The sequence below is a fragment of the Micromonospora sp. ATLC16 genome, from assembly GCF_057196645.1.
This window is the reverse complement of sequence record NZ_JBXUOW010000003.1, coordinates 59,396-79,966: the sequence shown is the minus strand read 5'-3', so window position 1 is coordinate 79,966 and position 20,571 is coordinate 59,396. Positions and strand designations below refer to the sequence as shown.

General features: G+C 71.8%; 20 protein-coding genes. 10 read left to right on the top strand and 10 right to left on the bottom strand.

Features of this window, described 5'->3' with window-relative positions:
• Positions 1-11: 11 nt before the first annotated feature.
• Positions 12-719: a tRNA (guanosine(46)-N7)-methyltransferase TrmB gene (trmB, locus tag AC2CHE_RS02480; protein WP_484503231.1), complete on the bottom strand. Its 708-nt coding sequence runs from the start codon at positions 717-719 to the stop codon at positions 12-14.
• 135 nt (positions 720-854) lie between these two features.
• Here trmB and AC2CHE_RS02475 point away from each other — a divergent pair, with 135 nt between their 5' ends.
• Positions 855-1,463 (top strand): hypothetical protein, encoded by a 609-nt coding sequence (locus tag AC2CHE_RS02475; protein WP_484503230.1) that lies wholly within the window; start codon positions 855-857, stop codon positions 1,461-1,463.
• 7 nt (positions 1,464-1,470) lie between these two features.
• Positions 1,471-2,226: a class F sortase gene (locus tag AC2CHE_RS02470; RefSeq protein WP_484503229.1), complete on the top strand. Its 756-nt coding sequence runs from the start codon at positions 1,471-1,473 to the stop codon at positions 2,224-2,226.
• Positions 2,227-2,275: 49 nt separating this feature from the next.
• On the opposite strand, the gene AC2CHE_RS02465 is transcribed toward AC2CHE_RS02470, so the two are convergent.
• The 3 genes from AC2CHE_RS02465 to AC2CHE_RS02455 all read right to left on the bottom strand — a co-directional run bounded on the left by AC2CHE_RS02465 (position 2,276) and on the right by AC2CHE_RS02455 (position 4,577).
• On the bottom strand, positions 2,276-2,587 hold the full coding sequence (locus AC2CHE_RS02465; RefSeq protein WP_204012123.1) for an antibiotic biosynthesis monooxygenase family protein: 312 nt from the start codon (positions 2,585-2,587) through the stop codon (positions 2,276-2,278).
• A gap of 169 nt (positions 2,588-2,756) precedes the next feature.
• Positions 2,757-3,554 carry an exodeoxyribonuclease III gene (locus tag AC2CHE_RS02460; RefSeq protein WP_484503228.1) on the bottom strand — a complete coding sequence of 266 codons (798 nt, stop codon included), beginning with the start codon at positions 3,552-3,554 and terminating at the stop codon, positions 2,757-2,759.
• Between the two features lie 102 nt (positions 3,555-3,656).
• A complete protein-coding gene (locus tag AC2CHE_RS02455) occupies positions 3,657-4,577 on the bottom strand; it encodes a proteasome assembly chaperone family protein (RefSeq protein WP_484503227.1) in 921 nt (306 codons plus the stop codon).
• A gap of 193 nt (positions 4,578-4,770) precedes the next feature.
• On the opposite strand from AC2CHE_RS02455, the gene AC2CHE_RS02450 reads away from it, so the two are divergent.
• Positions 4,771-5,535 (top strand): hypothetical protein, encoded by a 765-nt coding sequence (locus AC2CHE_RS02450; protein ID WP_484503226.1) that lies wholly within the window; start codon positions 4,771-4,773, stop codon positions 5,533-5,535.
• Here AC2CHE_RS02450 and AC2CHE_RS02445 read toward each other — a convergent pair.
• On the bottom strand, positions 5,523-6,374 hold the full coding sequence (locus tag AC2CHE_RS02445; protein ID WP_484503225.1) for a GDSL-type esterase/lipase family protein: 852 nt from the start codon (positions 6,372-6,374) through the stop codon (positions 5,523-5,525). The genes AC2CHE_RS02450 and AC2CHE_RS02445 overlap by 13 nt on opposite strands.
• A gap of 135 nt (positions 6,375-6,509) precedes the next feature.
• Positions 6,510-7,130: an antibiotic biosynthesis monooxygenase gene (locus AC2CHE_RS02440; RefSeq protein ID WP_484503224.1), complete on the bottom strand. Its 621-nt coding sequence runs from the start codon at positions 7,128-7,130 to the stop codon at positions 6,510-6,512.
• Between the two features lie 158 nt (positions 7,131-7,288).
• Here AC2CHE_RS02440 and AC2CHE_RS02435 point away from each other — a divergent pair, with 158 nt between their 5' ends.
• The 3 genes from AC2CHE_RS02435 to AC2CHE_RS02425 are packed head-to-tail and all read left to right on the top strand — an operon-like array spanning position 7,289 to position 9,981.
• Entirely contained in the window at positions 7,289-7,552 is a 264-nt protein-coding gene (locus AC2CHE_RS02435; RefSeq protein ID WP_281561949.1) for a DUF6343 family protein, read from the top strand.
• Between the two features lie 14 nt (positions 7,553-7,566).
• Positions 7,567-8,979 carry an NADP-dependent succinic semialdehyde dehydrogenase gene (locus tag AC2CHE_RS02430; protein ID WP_484503223.1) on the top strand — a complete coding sequence of 471 codons (1,413 nt, stop codon included), beginning with the start codon at positions 7,567-7,569 and terminating at the stop codon, positions 8,977-8,979.
• Positions 8,980-9,021: 42 nt separating this feature from the next.
• Positions 9,022-9,981 carry a TIGR03885 family FMN-dependent LLM class oxidoreductase gene (locus AC2CHE_RS02425; protein WP_484503222.1) on the top strand — a complete coding sequence of 320 codons (960 nt, stop codon included), beginning with the start codon at positions 9,022-9,024 and terminating at the stop codon, positions 9,979-9,981.
• A 132-nt stretch (positions 9,982-10,113) separates the two neighbouring features.
• Here AC2CHE_RS02425 and AC2CHE_RS02420 read toward each other — a convergent pair whose 3' ends face one another.
• Positions 10,114-12,723 (bottom strand): glycoside hydrolase family 9 protein, encoded by a 2,610-nt coding sequence (locus tag AC2CHE_RS02420; RefSeq protein ID WP_484503221.1) that lies wholly within the window; start codon positions 12,721-12,723, stop codon positions 10,114-10,116.
• Between the two features lie 219 nt (positions 12,724-12,942).
• On the opposite strand from AC2CHE_RS02420, the gene AC2CHE_RS02415 reads away from it, so the two are divergent.
• On the top strand, positions 12,943-13,671 hold the full coding sequence (locus AC2CHE_RS02415; protein ID WP_484503220.1) for a PP2C family protein-serine/threonine phosphatase: 729 nt from the start codon (positions 12,943-12,945) through the stop codon (positions 13,669-13,671).
• 4 nt (positions 13,672-13,675) lie between these two features.
• On the opposite strand, the gene AC2CHE_RS02410 is transcribed toward AC2CHE_RS02415, so the two are convergent.
• From AC2CHE_RS02410 to AC2CHE_RS02400, 3 genes are all read right to left on the bottom strand, one after another.
• A complete protein-coding gene (locus AC2CHE_RS02410) occupies positions 13,676-16,375 on the bottom strand; it encodes an ATP-dependent RNA helicase (protein ID WP_484503293.1) in 2,700 nt (899 codons plus the stop codon).
• 149 nt (positions 16,376-16,524) lie between these two features.
• Positions 16,525-16,716, bottom strand: coding sequence for a DUF397 domain-containing protein (locus AC2CHE_RS02405; RefSeq protein WP_484503219.1), 192 nt, complete (start codon positions 16,714-16,716; stop codon positions 16,525-16,527).
• Positions 16,717-16,759: 43 nt separating this feature from the next.
• A complete protein-coding gene (locus AC2CHE_RS02400; protein WP_484503218.1) occupies positions 16,760-17,602 on the bottom strand; it encodes a helix-turn-helix domain-containing protein in 843 nt (280 codons plus the stop codon).
• Between the two features lie 141 nt (positions 17,603-17,743).
• Between AC2CHE_RS02400 and AC2CHE_RS02395 the strand changes: the two genes are divergently transcribed.
• From AC2CHE_RS02395 to AC2CHE_RS02385, 3 genes are read left to right on the top strand one after another with little or no spacing between them, the layout of a single operon-like run.
• Positions 17,744-18,370 carry a GOLPH3/VPS74 family protein gene (locus AC2CHE_RS02395; RefSeq protein ID WP_484503217.1) on the top strand — a complete coding sequence of 209 codons (627 nt, stop codon included), beginning with the start codon at positions 17,744-17,746 and terminating at the stop codon, positions 18,368-18,370.
• Positions 18,371-18,404: 34 nt separating this feature from the next.
• A complete protein-coding gene (locus AC2CHE_RS02390; RefSeq protein WP_484503216.1) occupies positions 18,405-19,928 on the top strand; it encodes an APC family permease in 1,524 nt (507 codons plus the stop codon).
• Positions 19,925-20,518, top strand: coding sequence for a GNAT family N-acetyltransferase (locus AC2CHE_RS02385; protein ID WP_484503215.1), 594 nt, complete (start codon positions 19,925-19,927; stop codon positions 20,516-20,518). Before AC2CHE_RS02390 ends, AC2CHE_RS02385 begins: the two co-directional genes overlap by 4 nt.
• Positions 20,519-20,571 lie beyond the last annotated feature (53 nt).

Below are 20,571 nucleotides of genomic sequence, written 5' to 3'. Positions count from 1 at the left end.
GTGTGCTCGGCTCAGCGGCGGCGGTAGATCAGGTCGGCGATCGGGCGGCCGGCGCGCAGCGCCCGTCGCTCGAACCGGGTCACCGGCCGGTTCGCGGGCCGGGGAGCGTAGCCGTCGTAGGCGTTGACCAGGCCCGGGTCGGCGTCCAGGGTCGTCCGCATCGCCCCGGCGTACTCCGCCCAGTCGGTGGCGCAGTGCAGCGTGCCGCCGACCGCCAGCCGGGAACGCAACCGCGCCACGTGCGTCGGCTGGATCAGGCGCCGCTTGTGGTGGCGGGACTTCGGCCACGGGTCCGGGAAGAAGACGTGTACCGCGTCCAGCGAGTTGGGCGGCAGCAAGTCGAGCAACTCCATCGCATCGCCCTCGACGATCCGGACATTGCCCAGGTCACGAAGGTGAATCAGGTCCAGCAGGTTGGCGATTCCCGGGGTGTGCACCTCGACCGCCAGATAATCTCGATCCGGGTCGGCGGCGGCCATCTCGGCGGTCGCGTCGCCCATGCCGGATCCGATCTCGACCACCAGCGGGGCCCGGCGGCCGAACAGGCCGACGGGTTCGAACGGGTCGGCGTCGGCGACGCGCAGCCCGTACCGCGGCCAGAGCTGCTCCAGCGCCGTCACCTGCCGCCCGCTCATCCGGCCGCGACGCGGGTGGTAGGTACGGATCGCCCGCACCGGGTGCGGCGCGGCGACGGCGGGAGTCGGGTCGGTGGAGGTCACAACGCACCGAGCCTACGCGAGCACGCGCCGGACCGGATGTGAGGTACGCCCGGTGGTGAGACCATCATCGGTGAAAGGCAGAACCGGTGTCCGGCAGTGCCCGGCGACCGCACCGGCGCACCGGGAGGGGGCATCGTGTCAGCAGCGAGACGGACTCGTCGGGCGCTCTCCGCCGCTCCGCTGCGTAGCCTCGTGGCCGTCGCTCCACTGCTCGCGATCGTCCTGGCCACCCCGCTGCTGACGGCGTCATCCGCTCGGGCCGCCGTTGTGCCGGTCGCCGCCGGGCAGACCGGCGGTGGGCTGCCTGGTCCGGCTGAGAGCGCGTCGCAGCCCGGACCGACCGTGTTCGTGGAGGTCTCGCCGAGCTTGGTGGAACCGGGCCATCTGGTCGGACTCCGCGCCAGCTGCCACGACAACTCGGTGGGCGCCATCGTCGTCTCGGACGCGTTCGGCCGGGTCGCCGTGCAGCCGCAGCGCGGGCTGCTGACCGGCACCGCGATGGTCAAGGAGCGGGTCCTCCCCGGCAACTACCGGGTCAAGCTGGAGTGCCGGGGCGGCGAGACCGCGTCCACCATGATCCAGGTCGTACGCCAGATGAAGCCCAGCCGAGGGCCGGCGACCGGCTTCGGCGGTGGAGCCGGCGACATCACCGCCAGTCTGCTGCTCCCCGGCGGTCTGGCGCTGACCGTCACCGGGATGGTCCTCTGGGTCACCGCGACCCGCCGTCGCGGCAGCCGACGGTGAGCCCGTCATGACCGCCGCCCGCACACCCCGCCCCACCAACCGCATCGGCTCCCGGCGCGCTCGCGCCGCAGCCCCGTGGACCGATCGGCGTCGGGCACCCCGCAGCGCCGGCGGATCCGTCCGCACGACGCGCTCTGGGCGCAGCCCGTGGTCGCTGCCGCTGGCGGTGGTGCTCGTGCTGGCCGGCGTGTTCGCCACCGGCGCCGGGCTCGGGCACTCCGTCGGGGGACCGCTCGACTGGACGGCCACCGGCGGCCAAGGAGGTTCCGGCGGAGCATCGAGGGTGTCCGCCGGGCGTACCGCCGCGCGGCCGGTGAGCCTGTCCATCCCGTCGATCGACGTCTCGGCGCCGGTGAAGCCGGTCGGTGACGCACCGGACGGCTCGATCGCCGTGCCGCCACTCAGTCGGCACGAGGAAACCGGGTGGTACGACCGTGGGCCGGCGCCCGGAGACCCGGGGCCGGCGGTCATCGTCGGGCACGTGGACACAAAGGGTGGCCCGTCGGTCTTCCACGACCTGGGCAAGCTGAAGGTGGGTGACACCGTCGAGGTGGCCCGGGAGGACGACTCGGTGGCCGTGTTCACGGTGAATTCGGTGGAGCACTTCCCGAAGGACCAACTGCCGGCCGACCGGGTCTACGGCCACGAGGGCCCGCCGGGCCTGCGGCTCATCACCTGCGGCGGCCAGTGGCTCGGCGGTGGCACCGGCTACGCCGACAACGTCATAGCCTTCGCCACCCTCACCACCACCCGCCCGTCCTGACCTGCCTGTCGCTGCCGCTCCGAGCCAGCAGCGGTGGGCGGTCGATCGGTCAGGGGACCTGCTGCACGACCTCGAATTCGAGGAGGGTGGCGCCGGAGGCGACGGGTGGCCGCCGCTCGGCACCGGGCGGGGTGGCGTGGGCGGCTCGGGCGGGGCCCGCGGCCCAGTCCTGGTACGCCTGCTCGGTCTCCCACCGGGTGTAGACGAAGTAGCGGTTCTCGCCGGCCACCGGGCGCAGCAATTCGAAGCCGAGGAAGCCGGGGGAGTTCTCCACCGCGCGGGCCCGGGCGGCGAACCGCTTCTCCAACTCCTCGCCGCCACCGGGCGGAACGTCGATCGCGTTGATCTTCACAACTGCCATGAGCTCACCCTAGCCGGGCGCACACGAACCAACACTGTCCCGGTAGGTGTTCATGATCCCTGCAACTTCCCTGATAGTGCTGCCCCGCGAGGCGTTGAGGCCGCAACATCGCTGAAGTTGCACGGATCCTGGGGGAGCGGGTGAGGCGTGGTCAGGCGTGGCGCGATGCTCAGAAGGACTCGACGGTGGGGGTGAGGTCGGCGTCGACGACGATGGGGGCGTGATCCGAGGGGCCCTTGCCCTTGCGGGCCTCCCGATCCACGTACGCCGACCGGACCGCGCGGGCCAGCGGGGCCGAGGCGTACACCAGATCGATGCGCATCCCCTTGTTCTGGTGGAACATGCCGGCCCGATAGTCCCAGTAGGTGAATGGGTGCGGTCCCTTCATCGGGGTGGGCACCACGTCGGTGAGGCCGAGATCGCGCAGCGCCGCCAGGGCGGCCCGCTCGGGCGGCGTGACGTGGGTGGAGTTGACGAACAGCGCCGCATCCCACACGTCGTCGTCGGTGGGGGCCACGTTGAAGTCGCCGCACACGGCCAGCGGCGCGCGGTTGGTCAGCTCGGTGTCCAGCGCGTCCCGCAGCGCCGCCAACCAGGCCAACTTGTACACGTAGTGCGGGTCGTCGGGCGTGCGGCCGTTCGGCACGTACACCGACCAGACCCGCAGCCCGCCGCAGGTGGCCGAGATCGCGCGAGCCTCCGGGTCGGGGAAGCCGGGCTCGCCGGGGAACCCGACGGTGACGTCGGCCAGACCGACCCGGGACAGGATGGCGACCCCGTTCCACCGGCCGTCGCTGTGACTGGCCACCGTGTACCCCAGCTCACCCACCTCGGTCGCCGGGAAGGCGCCGTCCGGGCACTTGGTCTCCTGAAGGCAGACCACGTCCGGGCGGGTGCCCGCCAACCAGTCGAGCAGCCGGGGTAGCCGGGCCTTCACCGAGTTCACGTTCCATGTCGCCAGGCGCATGAGGCCAGCCTGCCCCATCCCCGCTGGGACCGCTCGGCCACCGCCGGCCGACACGCGTCGAGGTCGCCGGCGCGCCGTCCGGTTCAGCTTGAAGGCCCCCGCTCAGCTCCCCGGGGTGTCGTTCGGGCGGGTCTGTTCGGCGAGGAAGCGCTCCAACTCGGCACCGAGTTCCTCCGCCGTGGGCAGCGGACCGTTCTCCGTGGCGAGCAGGTTCTTCTCACTCCGGCCCCGGGCGTACGCGTCGTACTGCTCCTCAAGGGCCTGGACCAGGGTGGTGGCCTCGTCGCTCTGCGCGACCTGGCGGTCGATCTCCACCCGCACCACCTCGGCGGCCGAGCGCAGCCCGTCCCGGGGCAGCAGCAGCCCGGTGCTGCGGGAGACCGACGCCAGCAGCACCTCGGCGGCGGCCGGGTACTCGGTCTGGGCCACGTAGTGCGGCACGTGGGCGGCGAAGCCCAGCGCGTCCCGGCCCGCCTCGCCGAGGCGGAACTCCAGCAGGTGGCCGACGCTGCCGGGGACCTGCACCCGTTGCAGCCAGGGCTCGTAGCCGGCGATCAGGTCGCGCCGGGTGGCATGCGCGGTCACCCCGGTCGGCCGGGTGTGCGGCACCGCCATCGGTATCGCGTTGAGCCCGACGGTGAGCCGTACGTCCAGCCGGGCGGCGAGCCCGGCGACGGCGGCGGTGAACCGCTCCCACTGCAGGTCGGGTTCCGGCCCGGTGAGCAGCAGGAAGGGGGTTTCGTCGTCGTCGTGGAGCAGGTGCAGCTCCAACTCCGGGTCGTCGTAGCTCTCCCAGTGGTCCTCGACGAAGGTCATCACCGGTCGGCGGGAGCGGTAGTCGAAGAGTTGATCGAGGTCGAACCGGGCGATCGGGCGGGACTCCAGCGATGTGAGCAGCTGTTCGCGGGCGAGCCGGCTCGCGTTACCGGCGTCGACGAAACCGGTGAGCGCCTGGATCAGGACCGGTTGACCGAGGTCGGGCAGATCGTCGGTGAGTTCGTAGAGCTCGTGTGGGTCGAGCACCGGTGCGGCCTCCCTGCATGTGCGTAACGCGGCCACCGGATTCACGGTGCCCCGATCGCCAGAACGTACCTGCCATCCTCGTGCATTCCTGCCGCGTCGGTCGGGCCGGCCCGGCCTAGCCGTGCGATCGGTCGACGGTACGCCGTTGCCGTGGCGGGGTACACATGGATGGGCGCCACCGAAAGGAGAGGTGATGAGCGATCCCGTGCCTGCCGAGGGCCAACCCGTCACTCCGGCTCCGCCGACGCCGGGCAGCCGGGGCGTCGAGGCCCCGCCGGCCACACTGTGGGACCGGATGCGCCAGGATCCGCAGTACGCTCCGGAGCACCTCGCGCTCGAGGCGGTGCGCCGGCTCGGTCCGGAGGCCGCGCAGTGGGTGCAGCGGATCCGGGCCGCGCAGCCCGGAATCGGCGCCGAGGCGCTGGCGGAGCAGGCGGTACGTCGGTTCGTCAACCAGGCCCGGCTCTCCGGGGCCGTCTCCGGCGCGGCCGGACTACCCGGTGCGGTGGTCGACGTCGGTGTGCTGGCCTGGACCCAGTCCCGCATGGTCCTGCACGTCGCCGCCGCGTACGGCGCCGACCCGACGCATCCGGACCGCGCCACCGATCTGCTGGTGCTGCAGAAGGTGCACAAGGTCGCCGCGAGCGCCCGGGTGGCGCTGGGAGTGGCGGCCGGGCGGGAACGGGCGGGTGCGCTCTTCGGTGGTGGCGGGCAGGCGCCGCTCGGCCGGGTGATGCTGCACCTCGGCGTCCGGCTCGCCCAGATGGCCGGGGTACGCGCGGCGAAGCGGCTCTTCGCCAAGGTGGTCCCCGGAGCGGCGATCATCCTCGGCACCTGGGCGAACTCGTCGGCCACCAAGAAGCTGGCCGAGCGTACTCGCGCGCTCTACCGTCAGCACGGCGAGTCCCGGATTCCGTTGCCACGTCGCCCCGAGGAGACCGGCGATCAGTCGGCGTAACCGGAGGAACGCCAGGTCACCTCGGCGAGGCGGGACTGGCCGGCGGTGTTGGGGTGGAAGTAGTCCAGCGGGTTGACCAGGTCCAGGTCGAAGCGGACCCGGTGCGCGGCGCCGCCGTCATAGCGGCATCGGGAGCCGTAGGCCCGGCAGGCCGCCTTCAGTTGATCGTTGTATGCGCTGATCCGTTGCCGGAATGCCGCGCGGCGGCTCCGATCCGCGGGTGCGGTCGACGTCGCCTCGGCCAGCAGCGCCGGACATATGCCCCGCCGCCAGGCGCGTGCCGCCCGGGGTTCGTCGTGGCCAACTTCCCAGAGCCGGTACAGGTTCGGGATGCTGACGACCAGGACGCGGGCCTTCGGTCGCCCCTCGCGTAGCGCCCGCAGCCCTCGGTCGACTTCGGTCCGGAAGTCGGCCACCGGGGTCATCGCGTCGACCGTGGCGCGGCAGGCGTCGTTGGCGCCGACCAGCACCGTGACGTAGTCGGCGCGGTCGCGTACCGCCGCCTCCGCCTGACCGGCCAGCGCGGACGCGCGGGCACCCGCCCGGGCATGGTTGTGTGCCCTGCCGCGCAGCCCCGGGTTCCGGTCGAGCAGCCGACGGTAGTGGCTGTCCACCCGCAGTCCGTCCCCCGTCGACCAGGAGTTGCGCTGACACGAGGTGAGGACCAGGCAGGACCCGAAGCCGGTGGTGATCGAGTCACCGAGGGCGGCGACGACTCGGGGGGAGCCGGGCTGGGCCGTGCCGCCCGAGGGTCGCGGCGCCGCGTCCCCGCCCGCCTCGCAGGCCAACGCGACGAGCGCGAGCAGGCAGACGGCGGCGGTGGTCCAGCGTCCAGGCATGACTTCCCCAGCCTCACAGCGCAGCGCGACAGCACGGTGACTCTACGCGTGCAGGCCGGGTCGGGCGCGTACTGCTGTCGGGGATGCGGCAGTGCCCTGTCGTACCCCGGGTCGGTGTGCTACGGCGGCCAGCCGCTACCGGTGCCGGGCTGCCCGTCGGTCGCCGCGCCAGGGCGCCCGCTGGCCGTGCAGCCACCAGTGCAGCGCCCGAGTGATCCAGGGCAGCACCAGGTAGGTTATCAGCGGGGTCAGGGTGAGCGTCATGACCAGCACCCGCGCCGCGGTCGGCAGCTCGGGCAGCAACCGGCCGGTCAGCAGGGTGGCGGTCAGGTTGAGCGGGAAGAGCGCCAGCCAGATGGTCACCGTCTGCTTCCAGCGCGGCGGCGACGGCGGCACCGTCGGTTCCGCGTCGAGCGGCTCGACGGCCGCCGCGCGCGGCGGGTCGAACCAGCCCTCGATGCCGGTCCGCCGCTCGACGTGGGTGTGCTCGACGATGCCCTGCGCCGACGTCAGCCACCAGTGTCGCTGCGGCGATTCCTCCCAACGGCGCAGGGTGTCCGGGTCGGAGAACCGGTACAGCATGTGCCAGTCGCCGGACCCGGGGGCGCGGCGTACCCAGCCCGCACCCAGGAAGCCCGGGAACGCCTCGGCCAGCGCGGTGCCGGCCCGCATCCACGCCACCATCTCGTCGGTACGGGTGGGGTCGGCTCGGCGGGCGACGGCGACGGTCACCGGCTCGGCATGGCTCACGGTCATGGGTCCATGTTCTCCGCCGATGCCCCGATCGGCCGGGCCGCGCGGGGCCGGTGTAACGCAACGCACGGCGCGGGCCACCGCACCTGGCCCGCCGTGCGTTGGCGGGCCGGGGTATGGCGGCGACGGTTAGCTCTGGCGGGGCGGGGTAGGTGGAGATGATGACGAGATCACAGCCCCGGCGCGCCCGTGGCACGGTCGGTCACGCGTACAGCGCCCTGAACCTGCGGCTGGCGCTGGCCAGCTTCGGGCTCGTCACCTTGACCGTTTTCGCGGTGTTGGCGTTCCGTGCCGACGTGGTCTGGTTGGGTGTCGTCTGCGCCGTCTTCGCGGTGGTTGCCGTGGTCGACCTGATCATCATTCAACGTCGTCGCGCCGCCCGCCGCCGGGAGGAGCCCGGCGCGCGGCACTCGCTCTTCGAGTGACGGGAGAAGCAACGATGACCATCGCCACCACCAATCCGGTCAACGGCCAGGTGCTCAAGACGTACGAGGCGATGTCCGACGAACAGATCGACGGCGCGATCGAGCGGACCGACCTGGCGTACCGGCAGTTGCGCGGCACCACGATCGAGCAGCGCGGGCGGTGGCTGACCGCGGCGGCCGACCTGCTGGAGGCGGAGCGGGACGAGATCGCCCGGCTGATGACCACCGAGATGGGCAAGACGCTCGCCGCCGCCGAGGCCGAGGTCACCAAGTGCGCCGCCGCCTGCCGCTTCTACGCCACCCGGGCGGCCGAGTTCCTCGCCGATGAGCCCGCCGACGCCGAGGCGGTCTCGGCGACCCGGGCCTTCGTCCGCTACCAGCCCATCGGTCCGGTTCTGGCCGTTATGCCGTGGAATTTCCCTCTCTGGCAGGTGATGCGTTTCGCCGCGCCGGCCCTGATGGCCGGCAACACCGGCCTACTCAAGCACGCCTCCAACGTGCCGCAGACCGCGCTGCTGCTGGAGGACCTGTTCCGGCGGGCCGGCTTCCCGGAGGGCGCGTTCACCACGCTGCTGGTCGGCTCCGAGACGGTGGACCGGATTCTGAGCGACCCCCGGGTACGCGCCGCCACGCTGACCGGCAGCGAGGTCGCCGGCCGGTCGATCGCGCAGATCGCCGGTCGGGAACTGAAGAAGACGGTGCTGGAGCTGGGCGGCAGCGACCCGTTCGTGGTGATGCCCTCGGCCGACGTGGAACTGGCCGCGCAGGTCGCCACCACCGCCCGCTGCCAGAACAACGGTCAGTCCTGCATCGCGGCAAAGCGATTCATCGTGCACACCGACGTCTACGACGCCTTCGCCGAGGCGTTCGCCCATCGCATGTCGGCACTGCGGGTGGGCGACCCGATGGACGGCGACACCGACGTCGGCCCGCTGGCCTCCGAGCGGGGGCGCGACGAGGTCGACGCGCAGGTACGGGACGCGGTCGACAGGGGAGCCACGGTGCTCTGCGGCGGGGAGAAGCCGAGCGGGGAGGGCTGGTTCTACCCGCCGACGGTGGTGACGGATCTGAACCCGAGCATGCGGATGTGGGCGGAGGAGGTGTTCGGGCCGGTCGCCGGGCTGTACCGGGCTGCGTCGTACGACGAGGCGATCGAGCTGGCCAACGGCACCAGCTTCGGGCTCGGCTCGAACGCCTGGACCCGCGACCCGCAGGAGCAGCAGCGGTTCGCCACCGACCTGGAGGCCGGGGCCGTCTTCATCAACGGGATGACGACGTCCTACCCCGAGCTGCCCTTCGGCGGGGTGAAGAACTCCGGCTACGGCCGGGAACTCTCCGCCCAGGGCATGCACGAGTTCTGCAACGTCAAGACGGTCTGGATGGGGGAGGGCGCCGCCACCGCCGGCGCCGGTGCCCACTCCGAGTAGCCGCTGCTTACTCCCGTCTCCCGGTGGGTAGTGAAGCGCGGCATGACGGCGATCGCGTTTCACGCTTCCCACGAGCAGATCCACCCGCGCGAGCTGCTGGCGGCGGTGATCCACGCCGAGCAGGTCGGCTTCGACGCCGCCATGTGTTCCGACCACTTCGCGCCCTGGAGCGAGCGGCAGGGCCACTCCGGGTTCGCCTGGTCGTGGCTCGGGTCGGCGTTGCAGGCCACCGGGCTGTCGTTCGGGGTGGTCAACGCGCCCGGACAGCGCTACCACCCGGCGATCATCGCGCAGGCGATCGGCACGCTCGCCGCCATGTACCCGGGGCGGTTCTGGGCGGCCCTGGGTTCCGGTGAGGCCGCCAACGAGCACATCACCGGCGACGCGTGGCCACGCAAGGACGTACGCAACGCACGGCTGCGCGAGTGCATCGACGTCATCCGTGCCCTGCTGGCCGGCGAGGAGGTCAGCCACGACGGTCTGGTCCGGGTCGACCGGGCGAAGCTGTGGAGCCGCCCGGAGCAACCACCGGCGCTGGTCGGCGCCGCCGTCAGCGTCGCCACCGCCCGCTGGTGCGCCGAGTGGGCGGACGGCCTGATCACGGTCAACGCGCCGACCGATCACCTGCGCCGCATGATCGACGCCTACCGGGAGGCCGGCGGCCGTGGACCGGTGCACCTCCAGGTGCACCTGAGCTGGGCTCCCGCCCAGGCCGAGGCGGAGGCGATCGCCTACGACCAGTGGCGCAGCAACGTGTTCGCGCCCCCGGTCTGCTGGGACCTGACCACCCCGGAACACTTCGACGTGGTCTCCGCCGATGTGCCGATGGCCCGCCTCGCCGAGGTGGTCAACATCTCCGCCGACCTGGGCCGGCACGTTGCCTGGCTGGAGGAGTACGTCGACCTGGGCTTCGACCAGATCGCCCTGCACCACGTCGGCCAGGACCAACGCCCCTTCCTGGACACCTTCGGCGACCAGGTCCTTCCCAAACTCCGTGCCTAATCCCGTCAGTCCGCGTTGATCATGAGGTTAGCGGCACTTGTCGATCTTCAGAGTGCCGCCAACCTCATGATCAACGCGGACTGGGTGGGGGCCGGGTGGGGTGCCGGTCGCCGACGGCACCCCACCCGGGGATCAGGACACGGCGCAGGGCGCGCCGTTGACCGTGAGCAGGTCGGGCGAGGGGTTCGCGCCGCCGCCGGTGGTGGCGTTGAAACCGAACATCACCGAGGCACCCGGATTGATCCGCGAGTTGTACGACTCGCTCTTCGCGGTCACCGTGGCCCCGGACTGCGTCACCTCGGCCATCCACGCATCGCGCACCTTGGCGTCGCCGGTGAAGGCGAACCGGGCGGTCCAGCCGTTCACCGCGGCGGTGCCGGTGTTGCGGATGTTCACCTGGGCGGTGAAGCCGGTGCCGTCCTGCCACGAGCCGTAGTTGGTGTACGACACCGTGCAGGTAGGCGCCGGCACCGCAGCGGCATCGCCCTGGTCGGCCAGGAACGAGGAGATCCAGGCCAGCGCCGAGTTCCAGTTGATCGCCACCTCGTTGGTGGAGTACGAGGCGATGTCGTCGACGTAGCAGAACATCGGTGCGCAGCCTTCGAGCAGCTGCTCCACGAACGGGTCCTGGAGCGCGGCGTTCGGACCACCGGCGATCGAACCGGCCGGTGGCTTCGGCATGCTCGGGTCGAGCTGGAAGCCGAAGATCCGGCTGTGCTGGTTCTCCGCCGCGTGCTCGCCCCACCCGGTCACGTACGAGATGTTCAGCGCGTTGCGGCCGAGGATGTAGTCCATCGTCTGCACCGCGCCGTCGCGGTACTTCGCCGCCCCGGTCAGGTCGAACGCGGTGGCCAGCACGACCGCGTTGTTGATGATGGCACCGTTGCCGCCCCAGAAGTAGCTGTTCGGGTCGCCGGGCATGGGCAGCCCGTACGCCTGCCTGCGGATCTCGGCGAGGTAGCTGTCGGCGGCGGCGACGACCGACTCGCGGATCCGGGTCCGCTCGGCGGCTGGCAGCCCGTTCGGCACCGTCGCCAGGTCGAGGCGGCCCAGCGCCGCCACGCTCTGCCAGCCGAAGCCCCGGGCGTCGAAGACGTCGCCGGTGTGGTGCGGCGAGGCGGTCAGATCGGTCAGGTAGGTGGTCTCGCCGGTGGTCAGGTACAGCTCGGCGGCGGCCCAGTAGAACTCGTCGGTGACGTTCGTGTCGTCGTACGGGCCACCACCGTTGCCGGTGGACGGGGCGTACCGGGCCGGGTTGGCCTCGGCCGCCGCGTAGGCGGTCTTCGCCGCGCTGCCGCAGCGCTGCGCGAACTCCCTGTCGTACGGGGCGAACAGTCGGGCACACTGGGCGGCCGTGGCGGCCAGGTTCAGAGTGGCGGCGGTGGACGGCGGGTGCAGCTCACGCGGCTCCGGGTCGTCCTCGGGCTGCATCGGCAGCCCGGTCCAGTTCCGGTCGTGGATCTTGTGGTGGGCCATCCCGGCCAGCGGCTTGCCAGCCGGCACCTGCATCCGCATCAGGAACTCCAGCTCCCAGCGGGCCTCGTCGAGGATGTCCGGCACCCCGTTGTCCCGCTCGGGCAGCCGCAGCGTCCCGTCGCCGAGGTCGGCGCCGAAGCCGGCCGTGGCGGCGTTCTTGGTCCGCTCGAAGGCGCTCAGCAACTGGTAGGTGGCGATACCGCCGTTGACCACGTACTTGCCGTGGTCGCCCGCGTCGTACCAGCCGCCGCGTACGTCGAGCCGGTAGTCACAGGAGTTGGCGACACAGGGCACGTTGGTGTCGCCCTGGTTCGGCGCGACGTCGAGGTGACCGGCGGGACGGGCGTACTCCTCGCCGACCAGGTCACCGTCGATGGCGATGCCGCTGCGCTGGATGTAGAAGAACTGTAGGGCGTCCGACCGCAACTGGTCGTAGAGCGTGCCGGAGATGTCGAACGGGTGGCTGACCTCGCCGTCAACGGCCAGCGTCAGCCCCTGTCCTGGGGTGCGGTACGACGAGAAGTCCAGCGAGTGCACGTTCTGTGCCGACGCCTGGTCGACTCCGCGGGGCGTGGTGGTGCCGCGAGCCAGCACGGCTCCGGAGGCGGAGTGCAGCTCCCAGGGCAGCGCCTCGGTGGCGTCGGTGACCACTGTGGCGTTCTTCGGCCCGCCGGGCAGGTAGCCGACCTGGTTCACCCGCACCCGGGGGCCGGTGTCCGGCACGTACGGCTCGGGCGGGTTGCCACCGCGCAGCGAGACGTTGTCCAGGCAGACGGTCTGCGCCTCGGCGCTGCCGCCGACCTGGAAGATCAGCTGGGCGCGTTCGTCGTCGTTGGGAGCGACGAAGGTGCGCTCGACGCGCTGCTGGGTCGGCGTCGCGGCGGCGGTGACCGCGTAGTAGCCGGTGTAGGGATCGCTGCCGAGTTGCAGCACGGCGGTGACCGAGCCGCCAGGCGTGGCGGTGACGTCGAAGCCGAGGGTGTACTCGGCGCCGGCGATCAGCGGAAGCGCGTCGTGGCCGATGCCGGCGTCCCAGGGGTTGGCCAGGCCGCCGGCCACGGTGGCGCAGAGCTCGCCATCGACGACGCCGAGCGTGTTGGTGCCGTACGAGAACCAGGGTGATGAGCCCTCGCTGAAGTCACCGTTGCCGATCTGCTCGGGCGCGTCGGCGGGCGGATCTGCGAACGCGGTGCCGGCGCTGACGCCGACCAGCGCCATGGCGGTCGCCGCGGCGAGCACCGCGAGGCGACGTCGGGATGGCGTCACGGGGGAGTCCTTCCGACGAGCGGGACGGGATAGGCGTGGTGGGGGTCGAAGCTGGGAGCGCTCCCAGGTATCGGGCATGTTTCCAGGACGCGCAGGACATGTCAATCGATCGCATCCGATGAGAATTCATGTTCACCCTCGGTGAGATTTGCCGCGCCACGCCGAGCGGTCCTGATCTCCTAGAGACAACCGAGCCCTATTCCTGGCAGGCTGCGTGCCATGACCCTGAAGCTGCGTTCCGCCGGGACGAGCGACCGTGGGCTGATCCGCAGCGGAAACCAGGACGCGTTGCACTCCGGCACCTGGCTGGTCGCCGTCGCCGACGGCATGGGCGGCATGGCCGCCGGTGACCTGGCCAGCGCCATCGCCATCGGAGCCGTCGCACCGCTCGATCTGGAGACGCCGGAGGACGTGCTGGTCGCCGCGTTGCAGAACGGCATCCAGCTGGCCACCGAACGGATCCGTCAGGCGGTCGCCGAGGATCCCCAGCGGCAGGGCATGGGCACCACGCTGACCGCGCTGCTGTTCGCGCGTACCGGCAGCTGCCTGGCGCTGGCCCACGTGGGTGACTCCCGGGCCTACCTGTTCCGCGACGGTGTACTCAAGCAGATCACCCGGGACGACACTTTCGTGCAGCTGCTCGTCGACCAGGGGCTGATCACGCCGGACCAGGCCGGCAGCCATCCCCGCCGGGCCGTGGTGACCCAGGCGTTGCAGGGCGACGAGGTCTCCCCGACGTACGCGACGATGGTGCCCCGAGCCGGTGACCGCTGGCTGCTGTGCAGCGACGGACTGTCCAACGTCGTACGCGCCGAGACCCTGGCCGAGGTGCTGGTCGGCCAGCCGGAGCGGGACGCCTGCGCGCGCCGACTCATCGACCTGGCGTTGCAGGCCGGTGGCCCCGACAACATCACCGTCGTCATCGCCGACGTGGTCGACGAGTCGTGAGCCCTCAGGAACGCCGCCCGGCCCGTCGGGTCGGCGTGGCGGTGGTCGGATCCTCCGGCCAGGGGTGGCGCGGATAGCGTCCGCGCAGCTCGGCACGGACCTGGCGGTAGCCGGAACGCCAGAACGAGGCAAGGTCGGCGGTGACCGCCACCGGTCGGCCGGCGGGGGAGAGCAGGTGCAGCAGCACCGGCACCCGACCGCCACCGACTCGGGGTGCCTCGGGCCAGCCGAAGGTCTCCTGGAGCCGGACCGCGAGCACTGGTGCGGCCGGGTCGGCGTAGTCGACCCGGATCCGTGAACCGCTGGGCACCGCGATCCGCTCCGGTGCCAGCTCGTCCAGCCGCCCGGCCAGCGGCCAGGGCAGCAGCCGGCGGAGCGCACCGGTCACGTCGACGCGAGCCAGGTCGGCCCGGCGTCGGGCACCGGCCAGCTCCGGCCCGAGCCAGTGCGGCGCGCCGGCCAGCAACGCCTCGTCGGAGACGTCGGGCCAGTCGTCGCCGAGCGCGTACCGGCAGAACGCCAGCCGCTCGCGCAGCGCCCTGGCCGCCGGCGTCCAGGTCAGCACGTCCAGCCCGGTCTCGCGCAGGCCGGTCAGCAGCGCGTCGGCCACCGCCTCCCGGTCCGGTCGGGCCAGCGGACGGTCGACCAGCTCGATGGCACCCAGCCGGAGCACCTCCCTGGCCACCACGTCCCCACCCGACCAGCCGATCTCCCGCTCTGTGCGCAGCAGCGAAACCGCTGCCTCGCGGGCGGTCGCCTCGTCGAGGACGGCGGCGAGCCGGATCCGGGCGGCCGGTGCCCCGGGAGCACGGTCGGCCACCGCGACGGCCAACCAGTCGACGCCCGCCAGCCCCGACCCGGGGGCCAACTCCGCCGCGGTCCCGCCACTCATCAGGTACGCCGAACCGCCCGGCCGCCGCACCCGGGCCAACCTTTCCGGGTACGCCAACCCGACCAGCAAACCGGCGGCAAGCTCGTCGGGCAACCACGCCACCCGCTCGCCGCCCCCTCGGCCGCTGCCCGCCAGCCCACCAGAAGCCCGCGCGCCGTCCGCTCGTGGGCCCTCCGCGTGTGTGTGGTTCGCCTGGCGGGCGCCTGCTCGGCCGTCGCGGGCCTCGCCGTCGCCAGCATGGCCGTCAGCCGCCCTACCGCTCGACTGGTTGTCGCCGGTCTGACCGTCGCTCGGCTGGGCTGCCTCGGTGGACAGCAGGGCGGAGCGAAGCCGGCGAACCTCCGCGCGCCAGCGGGCGGTGGCGGCCGGGTCCGTGCCGGAGCGCAACCGACGCCAGGCGGCACCGAGATCGTCGCCGGCACCGGCCACGGTCGACTCCGCGAGCAGCGCGACCACCTGTGCGGCACGATCGGCACCGACCCGGTTGGCCCCGTCGAGCAACGCTCGGGCAAGTCGCGGATGTGCTCCGACGGCGACCACGGCCCGGCCCCGCGCGGTGATCCGCCCGTTCGCGTCAATCGCACCGAGTGCGGTCAGGGTCTCGCCCGCCACCGTCATCGCCGCAGCCGGCGGCACATCGGGTAGCGCGAGCCCGGTCCCACCCGGGGCACCCCAGGCGGCGAGTTCGAGGGCGAACCCGGTCAGGTCGGCGGTGGCGATCTCCGGTTCCGGTTGCGCAGGCAACCGCTCGTGCGCCCCCGGCGACCAGCAGCGGTAGACCTGGCCGGGTGCCTCCCGACCGGCCCGGCCAGCCCGTTGGGTCGCCGCCGCGCGGGACACCGGCACGGTGACCAGGGCACCCAACCCTCGGTTCAGGTCCAGCCGAGCCACCCGGGACAGGCCCGCGTCCACCACCGTCCGTACACCTGGCACGGTCAAACTGCTCTCCGCCACCGCCGTGGCCAGCACCACCCGCCGCCGGTCTCCCGGCCGCAGTGCCGCGTCCTGCTCGGCGCCGCTTTGGCGGCCGTGCAGGCGTAGCACGTCGACGCTGCCCTGTAGTTCGACAAGTCGGCCGGCGACGGCGGCGATCTCGCCCACGCCGGGCAGGAAGACCAGCAGGTCGCCCTCCTGTTCGACGAGAGCCCGTCGGACGGTGGCCGCGACGTGATCGAGCAGTGCCCGGTCCACCGGGCCCGCGCCGGGTGGCAGCACGGGTCGGGGTGGTGGCGTCCAGATGCGGGTCACCGGATGCAGCGCCGACGAGGCCCGCACCACCGGCGCCGGCACGGCGCCGCCGAGCAGGGCGGCGAAGCGGTCCGCCTCCGGGGTCGCCGACATGGCCAACAGCCACAGCTCTGGCCGCAGGGTCGCCCGGGACTCGACGCTGAAGGCGAGCGCCAGATCCGCGTCGAGCTGACGTTCGTGAATCTCGTCGAGCAGCACCGCATCGACGCCGGCCAACTCCGGGTCGTGATGCATCCGGCGTACCAGCAGCCCGGTGGTGACCACCTCGATTCGGGTACGCGGTCCGGCCCGCCGTTCGCCCCGAACCGCGTAGCCGACCCGACCGCCGACCGGCTCCCCGAGCAGCGCCGCCATCCGGCGGGCCGCAGCCCGGGCGGCCACCCGGCGAGGCTGAGCGACGATCACCCGCCCGTTCACCGCGTCGGCCACGGCGAGCGGGGCGAGGCTGGTCTTACCGGTGCCCGGCGGGGCGACCAGGACCGCGCTGCCGGCCGAGCCCAGCGCCGTCACCAGCGCCGGCAGCACCGCCCGCACCGGCAGGTCGATAGGCACGTCGGAGAGCACGGCCCAGTCTCGCACCGCCTCTGCCCCTGCCCTCACCCCTGCGGTGATGGTTGGGCTGTTCTGGCCGTGTCTGCTCGGGCGGACGGTCGACTATGGCGGCGCGGTCAGCTACGGACTGGGCCGCATCACGACCCGGGGCGATGGTGGGGTCAGCGGGTGTGGACGCTGGTGACGAAGGCGTTCCACGCCGATGGTGGGAAGGCCAGCACGGAGCCGTGACGGTCCTTGCTGTCCCGAACCGCGACCCTGCCGTCGATGGTGGCCACCTCGACGCAGTTGCCGTTGCCCACACTGCGCGTGCTGGTGCGCCACTTCGCCCGGGACAGGTCGAGCGCGGTCATCGCGATCCCTTCGTCGATACCCAGAGTGACCGCGATGCAGCGGTCACGTAAAGTAACGAGAAGCTTCCTTCAGGCGGATCAGGGACGCCGCTGGATCGAGCGCCAGACTGCACAGCCTCTCGTGCACAAGGCTATACGAGCGCACCTGAGCGGCCTCCTCCAGTGCCAGGCCCATGGAGAGATTTTCCAGGTAGACAACGGCCGCGTCGGCCGCGTCGGCGAACGTGAGGATCACGTATGGCGAGTTCATGGCCGGATGTCCCCCGGCGTCGAACGGAAGTACCTGGATGGTTACGTTAGGTAGTTGAGCCAGGGTTTCCAGGTGGCTCGTCTGGCCCGCCATGACGGTGCGACTGCTGACAGGGCGTAGCAATACCGCCTCGTTCAGCACCACCGACAACTCCACCGGTTCGTCGCCGCGCAGCACGTCCTGCCGGCGTAGCCGGGCGGCCACCTTGCGGTCCAGATCGTCCTCGCCGGCGGTCAGCCGGTACACCTCGCGGGCGTACGCCTCGGTCTGCAACAGGCCGGGCACCGCCTCGGCCTCGTACGTGCGCAGGGTGGCGGCCTCGGCCTCCAGTCCCACGTAGAACTCGAACCATTCCGGGAGTACGTCGCTGTAGTGCTGCCACCAGCCGCGCTGCTGTGCGCCCCGGGCGATCTCGATGAGCGCCTCGGCGTCGTTGCCGGTGACCTGGTACAGCGCGAGCGCGGCCCGGACATCGCGCGGCTTGATGCCGATCTGCGCGTTCTCGATGCGGGACAGGTTGCTCTTGGACATGTCCAACTGTCGGGCGGCGACATCCAGGGTCATTCCGGCGCGTTCCCGCAACTGGCGTAGTTCCCGGGCGATGCGGCGGCGTCGAACGGTGGGGCTCGCGGTCACCCTCCGAGTCTGTCACGGGAAAAGGCGCAGGTCGCTTCACCACGGAGTGCAACTGGTAAAAACGGGAGTTGCGTTGCAGTTGCGCTCGGTGCATCCTTTCTCGGTCAGCGATCACTGTGGACGGCCGGCTCGGGAGGACGTGTGCTCACCGCCGACGAGTTCTTCCTGATCGCGCACAACGACACCCGCGGCAAGGCGAAGCTGCACCCGGCGGCCACCGGCCTCGGGCTGGCCGGGGGGCTGCTCGGCGAGCTGATCCTCTATGGACACATTACCGTCGTCGCCGGTCAGGTCGGCGTGATCGACCGCCGGCCACCGGCCGACGCGTTGGCGCACACCGTACTGGATCAGTTGCTCGGTGAGGCCCAGCACCAGTCGGTGCGTACCTGGCTCAGCTTTCTCGCGCAGACCTCGGTGACCTCGGTGGGCGAGCGGCTGTCCCGGGCCGGCGTACTACGCCGGCAGGAGAGCCGGCGGCTGTTGCGGACCACAGTCACCTACCAGCCGATCGACCTCAACGTGGTGGCGTGGCCGGCGACCCGGCTGCGTGCGCTGCTGGAACGTGCCGAGCCGCCCAGTGTGCCCGACGCGACGCTGCTCGGGTTGGTCGCCGCCGCGGGGCTGACCCGGGAGGTGCTGTGGAGCGCCGGTCCGCGCGCACACCACCGACTCAACCTGATCATCCCCGCCCTGCCTGACCCGCTGAAGGAACTCGTGGCGCACACCGAAGCCGCCGTCGGCGCCGCGGTGCTGCGCGGCGCTCCCTGACCCGGTACACCCCTTCCCCAGACCGGAGCAGTTCATGTCCTCGACAGCCACAACCGAACGACCGAGCAACGTCTCCGAGGCGCTGGCCCGTGGCCGGCTCGGCGTCCCCTCAGTAATCTTCTTCGTCCTCTCCGCGGCGGCACCGCTGACCGTGGTCGCCGGCGTGGTCACCACCGGCTACGGCGTCATCGGCGTGCTCGGCATTCCGCTGGCCTTCCTGGCGGTGGCCGTGGTGCTCGCCGTGTTCTCCGTCGGCTACGTGGCGATGGCCCGTCGGATGGCCAACGCCGGGGCCTTCTACGCGTACGTGGCGCGTGGGCTGGGACGCCCGGCCGGTGTGGGTACGGCCTGGGTGGCGCTGATCGCCTACAACGCCCTCCAGGTCGGGCTCTACGGAACCATCGGCGCGGCGGCGGCACCGGTGCTGGACCGGCTGTTCGGGATCACCCCGCAGTGGTGGATCGTGGCGCTGGTGGCCTGGGCGCTGGTGGCGATCCTCGGCCTGCTCCGGGTGGACATCAACGGCATGGTGCTGGCGGCGCTGCTCTGCGCCGAGATCGCCATCATCGTGGTGTTCGACCTCGGCCAGCTGGGCAACCCGGCCGGCGGCGACGTGAGTTTCGCCGCGTTCTCGCCGGAGAACTTCTTCGTGCCGGGGCTCGGCGCGGTGCTGGTACTGGCGATCCTCGGTTTCGTCGGCTTCGAGGCAGCGGTGGTCTTCAGCGAGGAGAGCAAGGACCCGAAGCGTACGGTGCCGATGGCCACCTATCTGTCCGTGGCGATCATCGCGGTGATCTACGCGCTCTCCTCGTGGAGCATGACGGTGGCGGTCGGGCCGGACCGGATCGTCGAGGAGGCGGGTGCCCAGAGCGTCGAGCTGATCTTCAACCTGGCCGGTGCGCACCTGGGTGACACGGTCCTGACCATCGGGCAGGCACTCTTCCTGACCTCGGTGCTGGCCGCCATGATCTCGTTCCACAACACCACCGCGCGCTACACCTTCGCGCTGGGCCGGGAGCGGGTGCTGCCCGCGGTGTTCGGCCGTACCTCACCGACCACCGGCGCTCCCCGGGCCGCCTCGCTCGCGCAGAGCGCGCTCGGCCTGCTGGTGATCATCCTGTACGCGGTCAACGGCTGGGATCCGGTCCTGCAACTGTTCTTCTGGCTGGGCACCAGCGGCGGCTTCGGCGTGCTGCTGATGATCGCCACCACCGCGGTCGCGATCATCGCCTACTTCGCCCGCAGCGAGGTGCAGGAGACGCTGTGGCGGCGGTTGATCGCGCCGGGCATCGCCGTTATCGCGCTGATCGCGATCATCGTGCTGGCGGTGCAGAACTTCGCCAACCTGCTCGGGGTCGAGCCGGATTCGCCGCTGCGCTGGGCGATCCCGCTGGTCTACCCGGTGGCCGCGCTGCTCGGCGGATTGTGGGGCCTGTCGCTGCGGCGGCGACGTCCCGACACGTACGCCCGGATCGGCTTGGGCGCGGAGAGCGCGGCGGCCGTGGTGACCTCCGCGCCGCTGGCCGAGCCGACGCCCACGGCGGAGGCGCGGCGGTGACCGCGCCGGAGATCGGCCGGCTCGGCGAGGACGACGCCCGGTGGGTCGCCGCACGGATCGCCGAGGCATTCATGGTGCTGGACCAGCCGCGATGGCTGGTGCCGGACGAGGCCAAGCGGGAATCGGTGCTGGCCGGCAACTTCGAGATCATTGTCAGCCACGCGCTGCGACACGGTCTGGTGTTCGGCACCGACGATCGGGCCGGAGTGGCGGTCTGGCTGCCGTCGGTCGGTGAACCACTGCCGCCACCCGAGAACTACGATGCCCGGCTGGCCTCGGCGTGCGGGGAGTGGACCCCGAACTTCGTGCACCTGGACGAGTTGTTCGCCGCCAACCACCCGCACGCCGATCATCATCACCTGGCGTTGCTGGCCGTGCGTCCGGACCGCCAGGGCCGGGGCGTGGGCAGCGCGCTGCTGCGCCACCATCACGCCTGGCTGGACGCCAACGGCATGCCGGCGTACCTGGAGGCGAGCAGCGAGACCAGCCGCGACCTGTACGCGCGGCACGGCTATCGGGTCGCCGAACCCTTCCGGCTCCCCGACGGCACGCCGTTCTGGCCGATGTGGCGGGAGTCCGTCGCCGGCTGAGGTGACGTGAAGACGATGGTGGCCGGGTCCGAAGGACCCGGCCACCATCGCTA